Source organism: Mucilaginibacter sp., from assembly GCF_036383575.1.
Lineage (GTDB): Bacteria > Bacteroidota > Bacteroidia > Sphingobacteriales > Sphingobacteriaceae > Mucilaginibacter.
In genome coordinates, this window is sequence record NZ_DASVOB010000710.1 from 1 (window position 1) to 19165 (window position 19165).

The window sequence follows — 19165 nt, forward strand, 5'->3', positions numbered from 1 at the left end:
TTTATCCTGCGGATAGGTTTTGTTCAGGATGCGTTCAAAGCGTAAAACAGTATCCACGCTTTTATATGTGGCCCTGCAAATACGGAATGCTTCGTTAAGCGGGTTTTCAATATATCGGGCTTTGCCAACATAGTAGTTATAGTGATCGGCAAATAATTCGGGCAGGTGGCTTTCCCAAAGGGCATGGATTCCGGTTTGCCCGGTGAGCTGCCCATTGTAGTTTTGGGTAAGGTGCAGTGGCACGTGCGCATCAGCAATATAATGCCCTAAATAAGCAGATGCATTGAGGATAGCCGTTGTATCATGCGCTTTGAAAGCCCGCACCAGCCTGTAATACTGGTACTGAATGGTCCATGACACGGTGCCATATTTAATGATGGTATCTTTCGAGTATTTGGCAACTGCATCTTTCCATTTCTTAGGCATGGCCTCAAATGGCTTCCTGCCATAATGGTCGGCATCCAAGAAATGGCGGGGCGCTTCTGTCGAGTCAACGTAACGGCGTTTGTCTGCGCTCACTGCATGTTCGGTTATGTAATCGATATTGGCCTTGTAAAAACCGGTCATGGCCTTAGGGAGTGTGAAAACAGCCAACCGGTTAATGCGGTAATGTGCAAAGAACCCCCATGATGAGCATAGCATAATTAAACAGATACCTGTTATGCTTAAAATTATCCGGCGGTTCATGAGGGTAAAGATGCTATTTATAGCGGAGTTTTAAATTACAAATTATACTTCGCCCTTAACTGGCTGCTTACATTATTGGCTTCATCAATAATGCTCTCCGGGAAACCTACGCCTTTTAAAACAGCGATGCCATTCCGGTTTTTGAGCAGTCCCTCTTTGATCTTATAATCAAATACGAGCCGGTCATCGCCAATCACTTCTTCAAAGGAGAAAACTTTGTAATCACTGCCCAATAACTCGGCCAGTTCCAGGTCATGGGTTGATACAAAAACGAAGCTTTGATTCTGGATAAAATAGCTTAATACAGCTTTGGCAGCGGCTATCCGTTCAATGGTGTTTGTTCCCCTGAAAATTTCATCAATGATCACCAGGCTGTTCGCCGGCTTGCTGACAATGGTTTGCGCCACTATATTTTTAACCGCCAGGGCTTCGGCCTGGAAATAGCTTTTGTTATCGCCGAGGTCGTCGGTCATATCAATACTGGTAAATATTTTAAGCGGAGGGGCCTGGTATACTGTAGCGAAACTGGTGTTAATGGTTTGCGACAACAGCGCATTGACAGCAATAGCCCTGATGAAAGTAGTTTTACCCGACATATTAGATCCTGTTACCAAAACACCTTGTTTATTATCAATAGAGATGGAGTTTGATACACAGTTTTCAATAAGGGGGTGGTAAAGATCTTTAATAACGATATTGGTATTGCCTGTTGTTAGCTGCGGCCTGCAATAATGGGTTGCACCATCACGTACCGATTGGATGGAAATGGCGACATCAACTTCGGCCACAGCCTCATAAACAACCTTAATATCATTGAGGTATTTGTTCACTTTGCCGATGGATTTAATAAATACCATCGGCTCAATAAGCAGGAACATTTTTAACCATTCGGTAACCAGGTAGTAAATATCGGTAGGGTCAATAGCTGCTTTATTTTGCAGGGTGATGTAATTTAATGACTTTTTTAGCTTGCCCAAATTAGTCATACTGTTTTGCGTAGTTTCATCATCATTAAGCAGATGATGGCTTTTAAGCCAGTTTGAAACCTTGTACAAAACCAGTAATTGCGGTAGCGAATGTGTATAGTTTAGCATCTGGGTTTTATTACTGTAATGAATAACCACATTGGCTATCATTAAGATCAGCAATAAAATCAACATAAACTGGTTGGGGATTATAAAAAGACTGATAGCTACCCCGATGATCAAAAACGGTGCTATGCTGATATAGAAGTTGCCGATTGCAGGAAAAATAGAATAGTGAGGTTTCTTAAAAAGCTCCGGTAAATAATAAGCGTCATTACCGCCTAATTCGGATAGTTTAAGTTCAGCCGCTTCTCTAAGCTCTTTATCAGTTGTGACGCTGCTAATCCGCTGCTCAAGCGTTTCGAAATAGTTATCTGAAATTTGCGGGGAGTGCAGTTGCTTGTATAAATATTGCTGGCCGGGTTTGGAGTTTGTTCGGTCGATATATTCAAATATGCTGTCAACGTCAAGGTCGGTGGCGGTATCGGCCGAGATCTCGCTTGAACCGCCATAGGCTGTCAGATAAGTGCTAATCGGTTTAAGATTTCGGCCCGCTATGATGGGTTTGCCCCAGCGTTCTTTTATCTCAGCAAGTTTCTTTTTTTGTTGGGCTTTGCTTTTTAAATGACTTATTACAATAAATATAAAAGGCAGTGTTATGACAATGATTATCCAATATAGCATGTTTGAAAGTAGTATTAATAAGCAGTTATTTTTACTTATTAGATATTACTTTCCTGTAATTGTTTCATCGATACAAAATAACTAAATAATTTGTTGACAGGATTTTACAGCTTACCTGAATAAACCTTGGTATCGTAATTGATGGCGATAACGCCATCCTGCTGAAATTTATTAAAAAGCGCCTGCAAATCATTGATCATCGGTTGGTATCCTTCCTCATCCCGTGCGGGCATGTATGATGATGAAAGCAACCTGCCTTTTAATCCTTCAAAATCAAATACCTGCTTATTAGCAAATGTTTCCAGGTGCACAGGCTCCGGGTTAAAAAAGGCTGCAATATGCTCAGTATCGATATTGCGGTGATCAACTTTTACATAATCGTTGCCATGCTTTATGATAAGTTCATCGTATTCCTGTTCAAAGGTGGATGTTGTTTTTCTTTCATTCCAGATCAGGGCAACAATGCCATCGGGTTTCAGGATCCTTTTAAATTCGATACGGGTTTTTAGGGCATCAAACCAGTGGAAAGCCTGCCCGGCAATAATGGCACCGACACTATTGCTGTCGATACCGGTATTTTCGGCAGTGCCGTTTTTGGGGATAAAGCCGTTATATGAATCGAGTAGTTCGATAGCTTTTTCGCGCATCTCCACATTGGGTTCAACAGCAATTACCCGGTAGCCTTTTTTCAGGAACAATTCGGTAGAGATCCCGGTGCCGGCACCAATATCAGCAATAAGCTTATCCTGGGTTAGGCCATAGTTATCATGTAAAAACCTGACAATTTCTACGGGGTAGCCGGGGCGATATTTTACATAATCTTCAACCCGGTTGCTGAACCTGGTGGTGCTGTTGGTTACCATGATGCAATAGTTTTATAAATTAATAACGCCGCAAAAATCAATGTGTTGTATGAACACTTTGTGAATGCCGGGTTAACACGTTGTTAAATCGACTGATTTGTAAATAATAATGTTGAAGCTAATCCTGCACATTATCAATTCAATTACATGAAAATATAAATCAAAAAACCACTTGCATATTAAAATTAATCACCCTATATTTGCAGTCCTTAAAATAAGTAGAAAAGAATAACAAGCTATACGAGATGGCAAATCATAAATCATCATTAAAAAGAATCAGGTCAAACGCTGCGAAGCGTCTGCGCAACAGGTACCAGGCTAAAACAACCAGGAACGCTATTAAGAAATTAAGAAACACTACTACCAAAGCTGATGCTTCTGCATTGTTGGGTAAAGTGATCTCAATGCTTGATCGTTTAGCTAAAAAGAACGTTATTCACAAAAACAAAGCTTCGAACAATAAATCAAAGCTTACTAAATTTGTTAACGGCTTAAGCTAATCTTAGCTTTAAAAATATACCGAAGAGGGATAGTGTTCAAGCGCTATCCCTTTTTTTGTTTGCCGCTTTTTCATACTTTAATGCCGTGGAAAACTACGAAAGCAAGATCAGTATTAAATCATGGGCCGAGGAAGATCGCCCTCGTGAAAAATTAAGCGGGCAAGGTCGCCGTGCCCTTACCGATGCGGAATTGATAGCGATACTGATAGGGTCGGGCAGCCGTACCGAAACCGCGGTAGAGTTGAGCAAACGCATCCTGTATCATTATGATAACGATCTTAACAAGCTTGGCAAAGCTTCTATAACCGAACTATCTAAATTTAAAGGAATAGGGGAGGCCAAGGCAATATCCATTATTGCCGCACTGGAGATCGGTCGCCGTCGTAATGAATCCGAGTCAGGCGCTATTGAAGTGATCACCTCAAGCAGGGATGGCTACAATATTATGCGCCGCCATTTGATGGATCTGAACCACGAGGAGTTCTGGATCATACTATTGGGGCGCTCTAACAAAGTATTAGGAAAGGAGCTGATCAGCAAGGGAGGTTTATCGGCCACGGTATGTGACCCCAAGATCATCTTTTATTCGGCCCTGCAATACCAGGCCAGCGGGCTCATTCTGGTCCATAACCACCCGTCGGGCAACCTGAAACCAAGTAATGAGGATATCCAGCTCACCAAAAAAATAAGCGCTGCCGGCAGGATGCTGGACATAGGTGTGTTTGATCATTTGATCATTACCGACGGTGGTTATTTCAGTTTGGCCGATGAAGGGTTGATGTGATTTTGATTTGAAGATTTAAAAATGAGGTAATTTGAAAATTAACACATCACTTTCAAATCTTCAAATTGGATTAATTTTCAAATAAAATACCTTTTACCTTTCGCCTTTAACCTTTCAGCCTAAATCGTATCTTTGCCGATTATCATTTCGGAATAATGAAAATATCTTATAACTGGCTTAAAGAATTTATTGATACTGATAAAACGCCCCAGGAAATTTCCATCATCCTTACCGGTACCGGTTTGGAAGTTGAAAGCCTGGAAAAGGTACAGGCTGTTCCCGGCGGACTGGAAGGCCTGGTAATTGGCTACGTAAAGGAATGTGTTGATCACGCAAATTCTGATCACCTGCATGTTACTAAAGTTGATGTAGGTACCGGAGAAGACCTGCAGATTGTTTGCGGCGCTGCCAACGTAGCTGCCGGACAAAAAGTAGTGGTTGCTGTGGTTGGCTCTACAGTTTACCCAACCAGCGGTGAGCCTTTTGCTATCAAAAAATCAAAGATCAGGGGCGAGGAGTCTCACGGAATGATCTGCGCCGAAGATGAGATTGGTTTAGGTACCAGCCACGCCGGTATTATGGTATTACCGGAGGATGCTCCTGTAGGTACTCCTGCTAAAGAATACTTTAAGCTGAACGACGATTACATGTACGAGATAGGCTTAACCCCTAACCGTGCCGATGCGGCTTCGCATTTGGGTACGGCAAGGGATATTGCCGCTTTCCTTAAAATAGGTATTAACAAGCCCGATGTAAGCGCTTTTAAAGTTGATAACACCAGTCGCACTATACCGGTTATTGTTGAGAACGAACAGGCTTCGCCGCGGTATTCGGGTTTAACTATCAGCGGGGTTGAGGTTAAGGAATCACCAAAATGGTTGAAAGAGCGCCTTGCTGTTATCGGCATCCGTTCTATCAATAATATTGTGGATGTTACCAACTATGTGTTGCATGAGCTTGGCCAGCCTTTACACGCTTTTGATGCTGATGAAATAACAGGTGGTAAAGTGCTGGTGAAAAACTATGCTGAAGGCTCGGTATTTAAAACACTTGATGAGGTTGACAGGAAATTATCTGCGGATGATCTGATGATCGGTAATGCCGAAGAGCCTATGTGTATAGCCGGTGTATTTGGTGGTGCAAAATCGGGCGTTAAGGAATCAACTAAAAATATTTTCCTGGAGAGTGCTTACTTCAATCCTGTATCTGTTCGTAAAACTTCAAAAAGGCATGGCTTAAAAACCGATGCTTCGTTCAGGTTCGAACGTGGTACTGATCCGGACATGACTGTTTTTGCCTTGAAACGTGCTGCTTTGTTAATTCAGCAGGTTGCGGGTGGTGAGGTGTCATCAGAAATATCTGATCATTACCCAGCCCCGGTTGCACCATTCGCTGTAGAGATCACGTACAATACGATTGATAAATTGATCGGTAAAGCCATCGGTCATGATGTGATCAGATCTATTATCACGGCGCTTGATATTAAGATAGTGAATGAAACTGCGGATTCGCTGTCGTTACAAGTGCCGCCATACCGTGTGGATGTTACCCGCGATGTGGATGTGGTTGAAGAGATCCTGAGAATTTACGGTTATAACAACATCGAGATCCCTACACAGATCAGGGCATCGCTGAATAACTCTATCCGGCCGGAAAAAGATACTGTTCAAAATCAACTTTCTGATCTGTTAAGTGCTAATGGTTTTAATGAGATATTGGCTAACTCGCTTACCAAATCTGCTTATTCAGATAACCTGGATACTGCCGTTAAGATCCTGAACCCATTGAGCAGCGATTTGGATATCATGCGCCAAACACTGCTATACTCTGGTTTGGAAGCCATAGCTTATAATCAGAACCGCCGTAGTGCGGATCTGAAATTTTATGAATTTGGCAAGGTTTACAAATTGGAAAATGATAAATATATCGAAACTCAGCGTTTCAGTATTTTCATTACAGGTGCTAACACAAGTGAGCAATGGAACCAGAAAGCAAAGCCGGTGTCGTTCTATAATATCAAGGCTGTGGTTGATGGTATTTTGCAGCGCCTGAACATCAGCAACTTTACAGTTGAGGATGCAACCTGTAAAAAAATGTCGTTTGGCATTCAATACATGCTTAATGGCAAGCAATTGGTGAAATTTGGTTCGGTAGCAGGCGCTTCACTGAAAAAGGCAGATGTTGATAAAGAGGTATTTTATGCCGACTTCAATTTCGATCTGGTATTGGCGGCTATCCGTAAAAATAAGATCGTGTACCAGGAGGTTTCAAAATTCCCGGCTGTAAGGCGTGATCTTTCTATGCTGATAGATCAAAGCGTATCATTTGGGCAGTTGAAACAGATTGCTCAGCGTACCGAACGTAAATTGCTGAAGGAAGTTGATGTGTTTGACGTTTACCAGGGCGATAAACTGCCTGCAGGCAAAAAATCATATGCTTTGAGCTTTATCATCCAGGACATTGAAAAAACGTTAACGGATAAGGCAATTGATTCTATTATGCAGAAATTAATTTATAATTTAGGAAAAGAAGCCGGAGCGGAGATCAGGAAGTAATTTCGGATTTCGGAATTTCGATTTCGGATTTGGTGAGACGGTTGAATTATTTAATTAATAAATTAGTATTTCAATTATTTGCAAACTCACTAACTCACTAATTCAATAATTCACTAATAAAAAAGATGCCTTCTTTAGCAGAGCAGTTAAATAAAATTGTAGATAAAACCGAGCGCCTGATTGAACTGTGCGCTGCTTTGCAGGAGGAAAATGACCTTTTAAAACTGGAGAGCGAGGCCCTTACAGTAGCCCTTAATGCCAGTAAGGCCAAGACAAAAGAACTGGAAGAAAAATTAAAAGTTGTTAAAGTTGCCAAGTCTTTTTCTGAAACAAATGAAAAAAGTGTTGACATTAAGCAAAAAATTAACGACTTTGTGCAGGAAATAGATAAGTGTATTGTATTATTGAAAAAATAGTACAAAAAGTGAAAAGCTCAAATGGGAGAAATCTCAATAAAAATAAATATTGCTGACCGCGTTTACCCCTTAAAGGTGAACATGGAGGAAGAAGAAATAATACGCAGGGCGGCTAAGCTGATCAACGACCGGATAAAAGAATATCAGGAAAATTATGCGGTTAGGGATAAGCAGGATTTGCTTTCGATGTGTGTGTTGCATTATGCCACCTCATCGTTAAAGGCAGAAAAGAAAGTTACCGTAGAAGATACAGAGGTAACCGAAAAGGTTTATCATTTAGATCATTTGTTGACAGAGTTTTTTTCGAAGTAATAATCGTTCTTTATATAATATACATACAGAGCACATTAAGATTTAACCGCAGTTAAATTTTAGGTTTCACTATTAAAAACTTAACGCTTCAATATTAAGCGGATCAAGAGGCATGCGTTAGTTGCGATTAACGTTAACCAACCCATGGTCCCCAATATCCGAAATGAAGTTTTAAATACATGATACTTAAATTTAGTTGCGGTTTTTTTATTTACATATACATAACACCACCAAACCTAAAATGGACATATTACTATACGTTATCATCGGCCTGCTCGTAGGCGCCATAATTGGCGTTTTGATAGGCCGCTTCCTGCTCCGAAAATTGTTTAAAGACCAGGAAGCCTCGGCTCAGAATAAAGTGAAAAAGATTTTAAAGGACGCTGAAAACAATGCCGAGATCCTGAAGAAAAACAAACTGCTTGAAGCTAAAGAGAAGTTTTTGCAAATGAAAGCTGAGCATGAGCAGGAGGTGAACAATAAAAACAATGCCGTAAACCAGCGTGAAAATAGTGTTAAGCAAAAAGAGCAATCGCTTAATCAGCGTATGGAAAACGTTAACCGCAAGGAAAACGAGCTTGACAACACCCGCAAAAATCTTGAAAAGCAAACCGAGATAGTGGTTAAAAAACAAGATGAGGTTGAAGTTCTGAAAAACCAGCATGTACAGCAGTTGGAAACCATTGCCGGTTTATCTGCCGATGATGCCAAAAATCAATTGGTTGATACCCTGCGAGAAGAAGCCCGTACAAAGGCAATGATCCAGATCAAGGATATTGTTGACGAGGCCAAGCTTACGGCTACTAAAGAGGCTAAGAAAATAGTTATCCAAACTATTCAGCGTACCGCTACTGAAAGTGCTATTGAAAACACGGTATCGATCTTCAATATCGAAAATGATGAGATCAAAGGCCGTATCATCGGTCGTGAAGGCCGTAACATCCGTGCTTTGGAAGCTGCTACCGGTATCGAGATCATTGTTGATGATACGCCGGAGGCAATTATTCTTTCGGGCTTTGACCCGGTAAGGCGCGAAATAGCCCGTTTGGCTATGCACCGTTTGGTTACCGACGGTCGTATCCACCCGGCGCGTATTGAAGAAGTTGTTGCTAAAACTAAAAAGCAAATAGAAGAAGAAATTGTTGAAATAGGCGAGCGCACGGTAATTGACCTTGGTATTCATGGGCTGCACCCTGAACTGATCCGTATGGTTGGCCGTATGCGTTACCGTTCATCATACGGGCAAAACCTGTTACAGCACTCGCGCGAGGTGGCAAACTTCTGCGCTACCATGGCTGCCGAACTTGGTTTAAATGTTAAAATGGCTAAACGTGCCGGCTTACTGCACGATATTGGTAAAGTGCCTGATGATAACCCGGAACTGCCACACGCTATTTTGGGTATGCAACTGGCCGAAAAATATAAGGAACATCCTGAAGTTTGCAACGCTATAGGTGCCCACCACGATGAAATTGAAATGACTTCAATGTTATCGCCGATAATCCAGGCTTGCGATGCTATTTCAGGTGCTCGTCCGGGTGCCCGTCGTGAGGTTGTTGAAAGCTATATCAAACGTTTGAAAGAACTGGAAGAACTTGCACTGTCATATCCTGGTGTTGAAAAAACCTTTGCTATCCAGGCTGGCCGCGAGTTACGTGTAGTTGTTGAAAGCGAAAAGATCAGCGATGCACAGTCAGAAGTATTGGCTGCAGATATCTCCAACAGGATCCAGACAGAAATGACCTACCCTGGGCAAATTAAAGTTACCGTTATCAGGGAAACCCGTTCGGTAGCGTTTGCCAAGTAATCATTATAAAATTAAACAAAACCCTTTCGGCCCAAAAACTGAAAGGGTTTTTTATTTTTACAGCGTGACTGCAAAAACATCAAATAATAAACAGAAGGCACCGGCTAAAACTGCTGCCAGTAAAGATGAACGCCCGGCTGATCGATATTTCAGTGAATATGAAGAAGCTCACCAGGATAAGGTTAACCAAATTATACATTATATCTGTATCCCAACTTTAGCGTTCAGTGTGTTTGGACTAATCTGGTCGATCCCGTTTCCGCATTTGGCTTTCCTCGGTGTTTATAATGGCTATTTTAACTGGGCCTCATTTGTCATAGCCATTGCTATCTATTTTTATTTAAAGCTTTCGCCAATCATATCTTACTTTATCTTGTTTATTTTATTAGGCTTTAGCTATGGTATAATGGAGCTTGTAGGCTGGCAACAAGCCGGTGGGCCTGCCATGTGGTCATTATGCATTTCTGTATTCATTCCTTCGTTATCTGCCTTACTAATAGGTAACAGCCGCGAACCGTTATATGCAAAAAATGGGCTTAATATCAAGTCATTAGTTATTGCCCCTGCATACCTGTTAAACCAATTGCTTAATAAGCTGAGAATCAAAAGTTGATTTTGGCTACTTATGTATTAAGTATCTGTTAAAGTGCTCATTACCATGGTCTTTAAATGCCAAATAATAAGGGCATTTTTTTAGCTGTAAAGAACATAGTTGTGTAATTTATCTTCTATAGGTGATATATGAAAACTTAACATTATGGTGTAGTGTGTTTTTGTATGTTATTGATAATCATGTATTTTATTCATTATTTCCATAGGCGTATGTTAAGTAAAAAAGAAATCATTAAGTAGTTGTTAATATAATAATCTGATGTTAATGTAAACTTAACATTGGTGGGGCAATTTTGTGCAATAAAAAATCACAAATGAAAAAGCTCTACTTTATTATTTTAACACTAATAATTATTGGGGTTGGGGGCGTTGCAAACGCTCAGATCACCACCTCGGTACTTACTGGTAAAGTTACAGATCAAAAAGGTGCTACACTGCCTGGTGTAACCATCACTGTATTAAATACCAGCACAGGTACCAGGTATGGTGCACAAACCAATGCCGAAGGCCGTTTTTCGGTTAATAACATTAACCCGGGCGGCCCGTACACTGTAACCGCAACTTTTATCGGTTATAAAAAAGACGAAAAAAGCGATCTTACCCTTCAATTAGGTAACGCTACTTTAAACTTTGTATTGCAGGACGAAACTACTACCCTGCAGGAAGTTAAAGTAAAAGCATCGGCTGGTCCGGCTAAAACAGGTGCAAGCACCCGTATTGGTCAAAACCAGATCCGTACTGCTCCGTCAATTAACCGCAGCTTACAGGATTTAACAAGAAATACCCCTCAAAGCAATAACAACTCGTTTCAGGGTACCAACTACCGTTACAATAACGTAACGCTTGACGGTGCTATCAATAACGATGCGATCGGTTTCAGCCCTTCATTAGGCGGTCAGAACAATGCTTCGGGCCAGGTTGGTAGCAGTACACGTACAAGCCCTATCTCTCTTGACGCTATCCAGGATATCCAGGTTTATGTTGCTCCTTACGATATCAAAATTGGTAACGTATTAGGTGGTAGTATCAATGCTGTAACCCGTAGTGGTACAAATGATTTTAGCGGTGCTGTTTACGGTTACGGCCGTGGCTCATTTATGGTGGGACCAAACAACGCCAAAGCTGCTTTAGGTGGCGACGGATCAAAACTTAACGATTTTCATGATTACCAAACTGGTATCCGTTTAGGTTTCCCTATCATCAAAAACAAATTATTCTTCTTTACCAACGAGGAAATTGCCCGCAGGCAGGACCCTGTTATCCGTGGTCTTGATCACAATGGTGCGGCCAATATCCTGAGCCAGGCCGATGGTGATAAATTGGTTACTGCATTTAAATCATTTACTGGTGGTATCGATCCGGGTACATATAATAACACCACGATATTCTCTAACTCAAACAAATTCTTTAACCGTTTGGATTGGAATATTGATGATCACAACCAGTTAACTATCCGTAACAATACCATCAGCTCAAAAGCTACTAACTTAGAGCGTGATCAGCAAAACTTCCGTTTTAGCGGTATTGATTACACTTCGCATAATAACTCAACTTCAACTGTTGCCGAGTTAAAATCAAGATTTTCAGGCGACCTGAGCAATAGCTTGGTATTAGGATATTCAGCGGTACATGATTATCGTGACCCTAACTCTGATCCATCACTGCCACAAATCGAAATTACTGGTCGCTCTCCAGGTACAACTATATTTATGGGTACTGACCGCGAGGCCGCCATTTTTGATATGCATCAGAAAACTGCTGAGTTTACTGATAACTTAACCTGGACAAAAGGTAAACATACTTTTACCTTCGGTACACACAATGAGTTTTATAACATTACTTATAACTTCGTTAACGCCTGGAACGGTCGTGTCGCTTATAGCAGCATTGAAAACTTTATTGCCAATAACCCTTCGCGTGTTCGTGCTAACTTTAACTATACTGATAATACCCGTGATTATATTTTAGCGCATCCATCAGCACAATTTAAAGTTAATTTGTTAAGCTTGTATGGTCAGGACGAAATTCAGTTAACTGATAATTTCAAATTGACTGTAGCTTTACGTGCTGATTATGCAGGGGTACCAAACAAACAGCCATTGAGCGATAAAACAACCAATGCTCCTGTTGATCCTAACTATGGTACCACCTACACATACACGAAACCAAAGGATATCAAACAGAATTACCTGAGCAACATAGAGTGGAACCCGCGCGTGTCATTTAATTATGATGTACAGGGCGACCAAAGCGTTATTTTGCGTGGTGGTAGCGGCTTGTTTACTGGTCGTGTTCCGTTTGCATGGTTTGGGTATGCGTTTTATAACAATGGTGCTACTTATGGTGCTTATGATAAATCAACGCAAGCTCCTGGTACAAATCCTGTGAAATCTTCTCCAAACGGCGGCTTAGGTTATGTAAACCAAAATGCGGCTTTCCAAAACTTTAATACTGGTCCTACTGGTGCTACCCAGGTGGATATGATCGATAACAACTTCAAAATGCCACAGGTATGGAGAAGTAGCTTAGCTGTTGATTATACTACCGATGATCAGTGGAAATTCACTGCGGAAGGTATCTACACCAAAGTTGTTCATGATTTGAAATTTCAACAGGTGAACACTAAGGATAGTGTAACTTATTATCCTTATGATACACAGCATTTACAGCCGATTTTTATTAAACAAAATATCAATTCAAAATATACCAACGCTTACCTGTTATCAAACACCAGTGAAGGTTACCGTTACAGTGCAACAGTACAAATAGCTAAATTTACCCAGTTTGATCCTCAGAGTGCTTTAAATGCGTCTGTTGCCTATACCTACGGGCACTCAAAAGATGTTACCAATGGTATCCGTAACTCAATGGAGTCGAACTGGCAGTTAAACCAGGCCTTAAACCCTAACAATCCTGGTTTGGCAAATTCAAACTTTGATATCCGTCACCGTATCGTATCAAATGTAAATTTCAAACACGATTGGGATGCTGGACACAACTATACAGCTAATTTCACTTTCTTCTTTAGCGCGCAAAGTGGTAATCCATATACCTGGGATACTTATCCAAATGCTATCGACGGAACAGGCCAACAATTGAGCTTAGCTTACATCCCTAACAGGGGCGAAACATCTAAGTTTATTGTTGATCAGGTGAAAAATGGTGTAGTAGTACAAACTGCCGCACAACAGGTAGCAGCATTTGATGCTTACATTGATGCCGACAAATACTTAAGCTCACGTCGTGGTAAATTTACTGAACGTAACGCTGCTTTCACTCCATGGAATAACCAATTAGATTTCCGCTTTACCCAAGACTTTAAATTTGGTAACGGTAAACACAAACAGATGATCACATTTACTTATGACATCATCAACCTTACTAATTTGTTGAAGAAAAGCTGGGGTCAGTATTACTTCTCGCCAAACACTTTCAACTCTTCAGCAAGTGTTGGCTTAACACCGGTAAGCAAACTGCCTGGAGCATCTGGTGGCCCTACCTTTGTTAAGGATGGTAATGTGACATCATACCCAACGTACAACTTTACTAACCCAGGTTTACCATACTCAGTTGATTTGTTCGCTTCACGCTGGCAAATGCAATTTGGTTTGCGTTACAGCTGGTAATTGTAAAACGAAATATTACAAAGCGCCCTGTCGGTATCCGGCAGGGCGCTTTGTTGTTTAATAATTTTTTTTATTATTTAATATGTATATCAGGCTGTTAATTTGTTGGATTACAGTAATTGTCTTTTAATAGGGTAATGTTGTGTTTTTATACTTTTGAGCATGTTTTAATTGGTTTGGTTATTTGTATTTCTTTTGAAGAAATAATTTAACAATTATATAATGTAGTTATGTATATGTCTATTGTTTTGTTATGTATTTTTATAATATATAATAAACCAAAACTCACAAATCTGTATGAAAAAACAATTAAAACCAATTTATTTCTTGATTTTAACAGCTATTGTATTGTTAAATGCCTGTAAAAAGAATGCAATGGAAGATTTGAAGAAATCTGATAATATTTCTTCAAAGAAAAGTTTAGGTGTAAATGCAATTACACCCTATAATTTTAGCTGGGAAACCGGTGATTACATGCCTACACCAACAGGGACATCGATTTTGAAGCCCTGGGCAAGCGGTTCAAATCAATCTTTTCCACTTCTTTATGCTACGGACATTAAGGCAGCCGATGGTTGGCAATTAGTTTATAATACTTTTAATACAACACAACTTAACCCGCCGTTGTATTTTGTTTTATATAACAAATATAGGGGCATTTTAAGGGCCTATTTTTATCTAAGCCCTATTACCCCGATACCGAGCAGTAATATTACGCATACTTTGATACAACGGGCAGCAACCGGCGCGGCGGCAATTAGTTATTCTGCATCTAACGCTGTGGATTTAACCGTAATCAGTAATACTACCTCCTTAGCACAGCCCTTTAAAACTACAGCAACCGGTACTTGGTATGCGGCTGAATTTGAAATGGCTTACGATCCGATAGTGGGTACCAAGGAAGCTAATAGTAATTTAATGAGTTGGGAGGTTAACTCTATTAATGTGAGTAACCTAACCCTTAATGGCACATCTCAGGGTAGTATAACAGGAACAATAGCTCAACCTGCGCCACCTTCACCGAGTATGTTTGGAAGTCTTATAAACGGGGCATTGCAGGTGGGGGCTTTAGCCGAATTAGGTCCGTTAAAAGAAGTGGGCTCTTCTATACTTAAAACGGCACTTCACGATGCTTTAAAATCAGGATTGGGAGGGTCTATAAAAAATACATCCAACGGCATTTTTGGCGGCGTAGCAGGTGCCGATAGCACCAGGCAATATGTTCACTTAACTACTAACACCTCTTATACTTTTACAGGCGCTTCGACCGATGTTTATTCATTGACTAATATGAGTATGGTTATACCTGGTAGTAAAAATCAGGCAACCGCAACTGGTTATGTTCCTTTATATACTTCGCCATTAGGTTTAATGACGTTGTCAGCCGCTCCAACATTTAGTGGAACCGAATATCTAAGCATTGAACCAGGAAATGCCGGAAGATCATACGAATTCACGATAAATAAAAACTCTTATCAAATTGTATGGAATCCGAGTATTGTTAATTCATCATCAACCGGAGTTACTATAAAAAATATAAAGCAAACGCTTATACGCTATTTGACTCCAGCTGAACTACAAAGCTATATTCCTGGGTTTATTAAAGATTTCGATGGTCCAAGAGGATATCTTAAAACTGATCTTGATATGAGTAATCGGGTATATGTTTACTCGCATTCAAGCTGTGAGGGCTGTGACAGTAGTGACCAGATTTTGGATGAAGATATTACCGATGGAAAAAAAATAAACAGTAATGTTTTATCTATTTCATTCGATGTAGTACCAAACAATGGTACAACCCCGAAAATAACAATCGTAAAATCATTCAATATAGTATTTAAGGGACCTATGGGTTACGAGGTTATCTAACAATTAGTGGGATAATTCTTCTATATTAAACAAAATAAAGAGCCCTGCCAATAATCTGGCAGGGCTCTTTATTTTGTTTAATATAAGCTTATGTATAGAATTATAAATTTTTCCCTAATTTATCCAGTATATCCTGTGGCACCTTTTCAAGGTCGAGCACAAGGAAGCCATCAAGGCAATCGGCAAATTTAGGGTCGATATTGAAGCTGATGATCTTGGCGTTTAAGGCAATGTACTGGCGAAGCAATACCGGGACCTTCATGTTGCGGGTTTCTACTTCCGATATCAGGTTATCAAGGCCTTTAAAACTGTCTTCGCCGGCCATGAGCAGGTCGGTATCAATTTTTGCAAAGTCGACCTTGAATTTTTTGCGCGGTTTGACATACTGCGCCATTTCATGGTCGAAATGGTTACGGTTGATATAATCAACAATAAGTGATTTGGAAAACTTGGAGAAAGAGTTGCTGATACTTACCGGGCCAATCAGGTAACGATACCTTGGATTATCTATCAGGAATTTCAGGATACCTTTCCACAGCAGGAACAGTGGCAGCGGCTTGGTCTGGTATTCCTTGCGGATCCACGAGCGGCCTAACTCAAGACTGCGGCGCAATACCGGGATAAATTGCGTTTTAAGCTTAAACAATTCATTTACATAAAATCCTTTTTTGCCTACGCTATAAAAAATTTCATCGCCTAAACCGATCCGGTACGCACCTACTATCATTTTAGCCTCAAAATCCCAGATAAACAGGTGATGATAGTAGATATCGTATTCGTCAAGGTCGATACTTTTATTGGTGCCCTCGCCAACTTCGCGGAAGGTGATCTCCCGTAAACGGCCTATCTCGCGGATCACGTTAGGGATAGTTGAGGTAGGTACAATAAATACCTCGTAGTTTTTTTCCGTCCAGACTTTATAATTTTCACGCAGTGGCTCAATTTCCTTTTCAAGGATGGCGCGATCTATTTCTGGAGCAATATCTTCGGCTTCGCGTTTAATTTTAAACAGGTTGCGCGGACTAAAGATCTTCTTTTCCTCTTCCAGCCCAGTTCCTAAAGCATAGGTACGTGCACGCAAAAAGTTAAGGAGCTTGGTACTGTTGGTATAGTCGGGGATCTCAGTTACATTGATAGGCTTGCCTATGCGTAGTTTAATGGTATGGCCGTGTTTGTTAAATAACTCTGAGGGTAATTTGGCGGTACGCAGCGCGGGGTGCAGCAGGCTAAGCAGGTTAAACAACAGGCCGTTATTACCATGGAAATAGATGGGCACAACAGGCACTTTTGCTTTGGCAATAATCTTGCCCACAACCGGGTGCCACATGCGGTCGGTTACCTGTTTTTGCTCCACTTTAAAGGTTGATACCTCGCCTGCTGGGAAAATCCCAATTGGGGTTCCCTGGTTCAGCAGTTCGAGGGTGTTTTTTAAACCGCTTATGCTTGATGAGTGCTCAACGTTTTCAAAAGGGTTTACGGCTATGAAATAATCGGCAAGATTAGGGATCTTTTTAAGCAGGAAGTTGGCCATCAGCTTTGAGTCGGGGCGGGCCATACATAGTATCTTTAACAATACCATGCCCTCAATGCCCCCGTAAGGGTGATTGGCTATAGCTATAAATGCGCCATCTTTAGGTATGTTACGCAACTCACGCTCATCAAATTCAACATCAATGCCGCAACCTTCTAATATGGCATCAACAAACTCGGGGCCTTGCTTTGGCTGTGCCTGGGCAAACAAGTCGTTAACCTGGTTTATTTTCATTAGCTCCATCAATAAAGCGGCCAGGCCCGGCATTTTCAACTTATCCAGTTTGGTGGCTTTGGCAAACTCTTCGGTGGTTATAACTTTCATTGTTTTAAATAGCAGTATGTTTTAACAAATAAATATCCTAAATTTTTATTTAATTTAACGCCAGGAACATATATAAATGAGGCCTCAAATTAAAAACTACCTCTCTGTCACTAAAAAAGAGTGGAACGGAATGGTAGTGTTGATTATTTTAATTGCAATGGCTTTGTTAGCCCCTTACGTGTTTCAGGCAAACCGCAAAGATAATACAATAAATTTTAAGGCTTTTGATAAAGCGATAGCCAATGCCGATAAAACCGGCGATCTTACAGCAGAAGAACGCACTTTCGCAGGTGATCATAAGACCACGCCTGTTGCGCTCTTTAAATTTACCCCCAATAATTTGCCGCTTAGCAGTTGGATAAAACTCGGCCTTACTGAGCGCCAGGCACAGGTAATTAAACATTACGAAGAAAAAGGTGGACGCTTTTTTACCAAAGGCGATGTGCAGAAAATGTACAGCATCAGCCCTGTTGAATACAAACGCATTGAGCCGTACATTAATCTTCCCGATGGCCCTGCCTATCATATCAATAAAGCTGAACCGGGGGAAATAATTGAGATCAACAGTGCTGATTCTGCGAGGCTTACCATGATCAGGGGGATAGGCCCGGCATTTGCCCGGCGCATTATTCATTATCGGGAAAGGGTAGGCGGATTTTACAGTAAGGAACAGTTAAAGGAAGTTTATGGCATTGATTTGGACAAGTATAACCAGATAAAAGAAGGCGTTGCGGTTGATAGCAAGCACATAATTAAAGTAAATATTAACACGGCTACATTTAATGAACTCAGGCGCTTTCCGTATTTAAGCTTCAAACAAATGGATGCTATTGTTGCTTACCGTGATGAGCATGGTAATTACAATGCTTTGACCGACCTGAAAAATATTGCCATACTTAATGACGGAATTTTGCGTAAAATTGGGCCTTATTTAGTTTTCAAATGATAGCTCAGCAAATTAAAGCAGCCATAAGGGATATTCCCGATTTTCCGAAACCGGGGATTATTTTTAAAGATATCACGCCTATACTCAAAGATCCCGCATTGTGCGAAAATATCATTGATGCTTTTGTTGAGCAATTGCAAGGCACAAGGATAGATGCAGTGGCCGGTATCGAAAGCCGGGGCTTCCTGTTCGGGCTTACACTGGCTACCAAATTGGGGGTTCCGTTTGTTCCTGTACGTAAAGCCGGAAAACTGCCCTTCACCATAAAACAAAAAGCATATAAACTGGAGTATGGTACCGCCACCATCGAACTGCATACCGATGCCTTTGAACCCGGTCAGCATATATTACTGCATGACGACCTGCTGGCTACCGGCGGTACGGTAACCGCAGCCAGCGAGCTTATCAAAGAAATGGGCGGCATAGTTGCCGGTTTTTCGTTTGTGGTTGGGCTTGGTTTTTTGAATGGTAGGGAACGTATCACGCCTATTTGTGATAAGCTGGTGGTGCTGGCCGATTATTAATCATTGTTTTTTTATTACCGAAAATGCCCGCGTTAGGGATGGTAGAGGAAAGCCCGCAGCGTGTGATGGGAATGTGGCAGGAAAGGCGAGGACTTGCAAC

General features: G+C 41.0%; 15 protein-coding genes. 11 read left to right on the forward strand and 4 right to left on the reverse strand.

All coding sequences use genetic code 11. The features are described from left to right. From VF500_RS25330 to VF500_RS25340, 3 genes are all read right to left on the reverse strand, one after another. On the reverse strand, positions 1–687 hold a 687-nt coding region (locus VF500_RS25330; protein WP_330862342.1), incomplete at its 3' end, for a zinc dependent phospholipase C family protein. A 35-nt stretch (positions 688–722) separates the two neighbouring features. After that, entirely contained in the window at positions 723–2396 is a 1674-nt protein-coding gene (locus VF500_RS25335) for a MutS-related protein (RefSeq protein WP_330862343.1), read from the reverse strand. A gap of 104 nt (positions 2397–2500) precedes the next feature. Continuing rightward, the gene (locus tag VF500_RS25340) at positions 2501–3259 is read right to left on the reverse strand and encodes a class I SAM-dependent methyltransferase (RefSeq protein WP_330862344.1); all 759 of its coding nucleotides are present in this window, start codon (positions 3257–3259) and stop codon (positions 2501–2503) included. A 245-nt stretch (positions 3260–3504) separates the two neighbouring features. Between VF500_RS25340 and rpsT the strand changes: the two genes are divergently transcribed. The 9 genes from rpsT to VF500_RS25385 all read left to right on the forward strand — a co-directional run bounded on the left by rpsT (position 3505) and on the right by VF500_RS25385 (position 15740). After that, the gene (rpsT, locus tag VF500_RS25345; protein WP_076374856.1) at positions 3505–3759 is read left to right on the forward strand and encodes a 30S ribosomal protein S20; all 255 of its coding nucleotides are present in this window, start codon (positions 3505–3507) and stop codon (positions 3757–3759) included. An 85-nt stretch (positions 3760–3844) separates the two neighbouring features. Then, a complete protein-coding gene (gene radC / locus VF500_RS25350; RefSeq protein WP_330862345.1) occupies positions 3845–4543 on the forward strand; it encodes a RadC family protein in 699 nt (232 codons plus the stop codon). 155 nt (positions 4544–4698) lie between these two features. Beyond that, on the forward strand, positions 4699–7098 hold the full coding sequence (pheT, locus tag VF500_RS25355) for a phenylalanine--tRNA ligase subunit beta (protein WP_330862346.1): 2400 nt from the start codon (positions 4699–4701) through the stop codon (positions 7096–7098). Positions 7099–7223: 125 nt separating this feature from the next. Further along, complete coding sequence (locus VF500_RS25360; protein ID WP_091173696.1) at positions 7224–7514, forward strand: hypothetical protein; 291 nt, start codon at positions 7224–7226, stop codon at positions 7512–7514. Positions 7515–7535: 21 nt separating this feature from the next. Then, the gene (locus tag VF500_RS25365) at positions 7536–7826 is read left to right on the forward strand and encodes a cell division protein ZapA (protein WP_090529762.1); all 291 of its coding nucleotides are present in this window, start codon (positions 7536–7538) and stop codon (positions 7824–7826) included. 241 nt (positions 7827–8067) lie between these two features. Beyond that, entirely contained in the window at positions 8068–9633 is a 1566-nt protein-coding gene (rny, locus tag VF500_RS25370; protein WP_330862347.1) for a ribonuclease Y, read from the forward strand. Between the two features lie 64 nt (positions 9634–9697). Further along, on the forward strand, positions 9698–10246 hold the full coding sequence (locus VF500_RS25375) for a DUF962 domain-containing protein (RefSeq protein WP_330862348.1): 549 nt from the start codon (positions 9698–9700) through the stop codon (positions 10244–10246). Positions 10247–10559: 313 nt separating this feature from the next. Then, positions 10560–13871, forward strand: a complete 3312-nt coding sequence (locus VF500_RS25380) for a TonB-dependent receptor (RefSeq protein ID WP_330862349.1) — start codon at positions 10560–10562, stop codon at positions 13869–13871. A 297-nt stretch (positions 13872–14168) separates the two neighbouring features. Next, positions 14169–15740 carry a hypothetical protein gene (locus VF500_RS25385; protein WP_330862350.1) on the forward strand — a complete coding sequence of 524 codons (1572 nt, stop codon included), beginning with the start codon at positions 14169–14171 and terminating at the stop codon, positions 15738–15740. 100 nt (positions 15741–15840) lie between these two features. Here the strand turns inward: VF500_RS25385 and VF500_RS25390 are convergent, their stop codons facing one another. Continuing rightward, on the reverse strand, positions 15841–17595 hold the full coding sequence (locus VF500_RS25390) for a lysophospholipid acyltransferase family protein (RefSeq protein ID WP_121231641.1): 1755 nt from the start codon (positions 17593–17595) through the stop codon (positions 15841–15843). A 76-nt stretch (positions 17596–17671) separates the two neighbouring features. On the opposite strand from VF500_RS25390, the gene VF500_RS25395 reads away from it, so the two are divergent. Together VF500_RS25395 and VF500_RS25400 are read left to right on the forward strand one after the other, a co-directional pair. Beyond that, positions 17672–18541: a helix-hairpin-helix domain-containing protein gene (locus VF500_RS25395; protein WP_330862351.1), complete on the forward strand. Its 870-nt coding sequence runs from the start codon at positions 17672–17674 to the stop codon at positions 18539–18541. Then, complete coding sequence (locus tag VF500_RS25400; protein WP_121231637.1) at positions 18538–19065, forward strand: adenine phosphoribosyltransferase; 528 nt, start codon at positions 18538–18540, stop codon at positions 19063–19065. Before VF500_RS25395 ends, VF500_RS25400 begins: the two co-directional genes overlap by 4 nt. The last annotated feature ends 100 nt before the right edge of the window (positions 19066–19165 follow it).

What these genes read in the sequence shown, in the direction of transcription:
- VF500_RS25390 (WP_121231641.1), bottom strand. Translation starts at nt 17,595, where the DNA reads ATGAAAGTTATAACCACCGAAGAGTTTGCCAAAGCCACCAAACTGGAT.
- rpsT (WP_076374856.1), top strand. Translation starts at nt 3,505, where the DNA reads ATGGCAAATCATAAATCATCATTAAAAAGAATCAGGTCAAACGCTGCG.
- VF500_RS25385 (WP_330862350.1), top strand. Translation starts at nt 14,169, where the DNA reads ATGAAAAAACAATTAAAACCAATTTATTTCTTGATTTTAACAGCTATT.
- VF500_RS25395 (WP_330862351.1), top strand. Translation starts at nt 17,672, where the DNA reads ATGAGGCCTCAAATTAAAAACTACCTCTCTGTCACTAAAAAAGAGTGG.
- VF500_RS25335 (WP_330862343.1), bottom strand. Translation starts at nt 2,396, where the DNA reads ATGCTATATTGGATAATCATTGTCATAACACTGCCTTTTATATTTATT.
- VF500_RS25360 (WP_091173696.1), top strand. Translation starts at nt 7,224, where the DNA reads ATGCCTTCTTTAGCAGAGCAGTTAAATAAAATTGTAGATAAAACCGAG.
- VF500_RS25400 (WP_121231637.1), top strand. Translation starts at nt 18,538, where the DNA reads ATGATAGCTCAGCAAATTAAAGCAGCCATAAGGGATATTCCCGATTTT.
- pheT (WP_330862346.1), top strand. Translation starts at nt 4,699, where the DNA reads ATGAAAATATCTTATAACTGGCTTAAAGAATTTATTGATACTGATAAA.
- rny (WP_330862347.1), top strand. Translation starts at nt 8,068, where the DNA reads ATGGACATATTACTATACGTTATCATCGGCCTGCTCGTAGGCGCCATA.
- VF500_RS25340 (WP_330862344.1), bottom strand. Translation starts at nt 3,259, where the DNA reads ATGGTAACCAACAGCACCACCAGGTTCAGCAACCGGGTTGAAGATTAT.
- VF500_RS25380 (WP_330862349.1), top strand. Translation starts at nt 10,560, where the DNA reads ATGAAAAAGCTCTACTTTATTATTTTAACACTAATAATTATTGGGGTT.
- VF500_RS25365 (WP_090529762.1), top strand. Translation starts at nt 7,536, where the DNA reads ATGGGAGAAATCTCAATAAAAATAAATATTGCTGACCGCGTTTACCCC.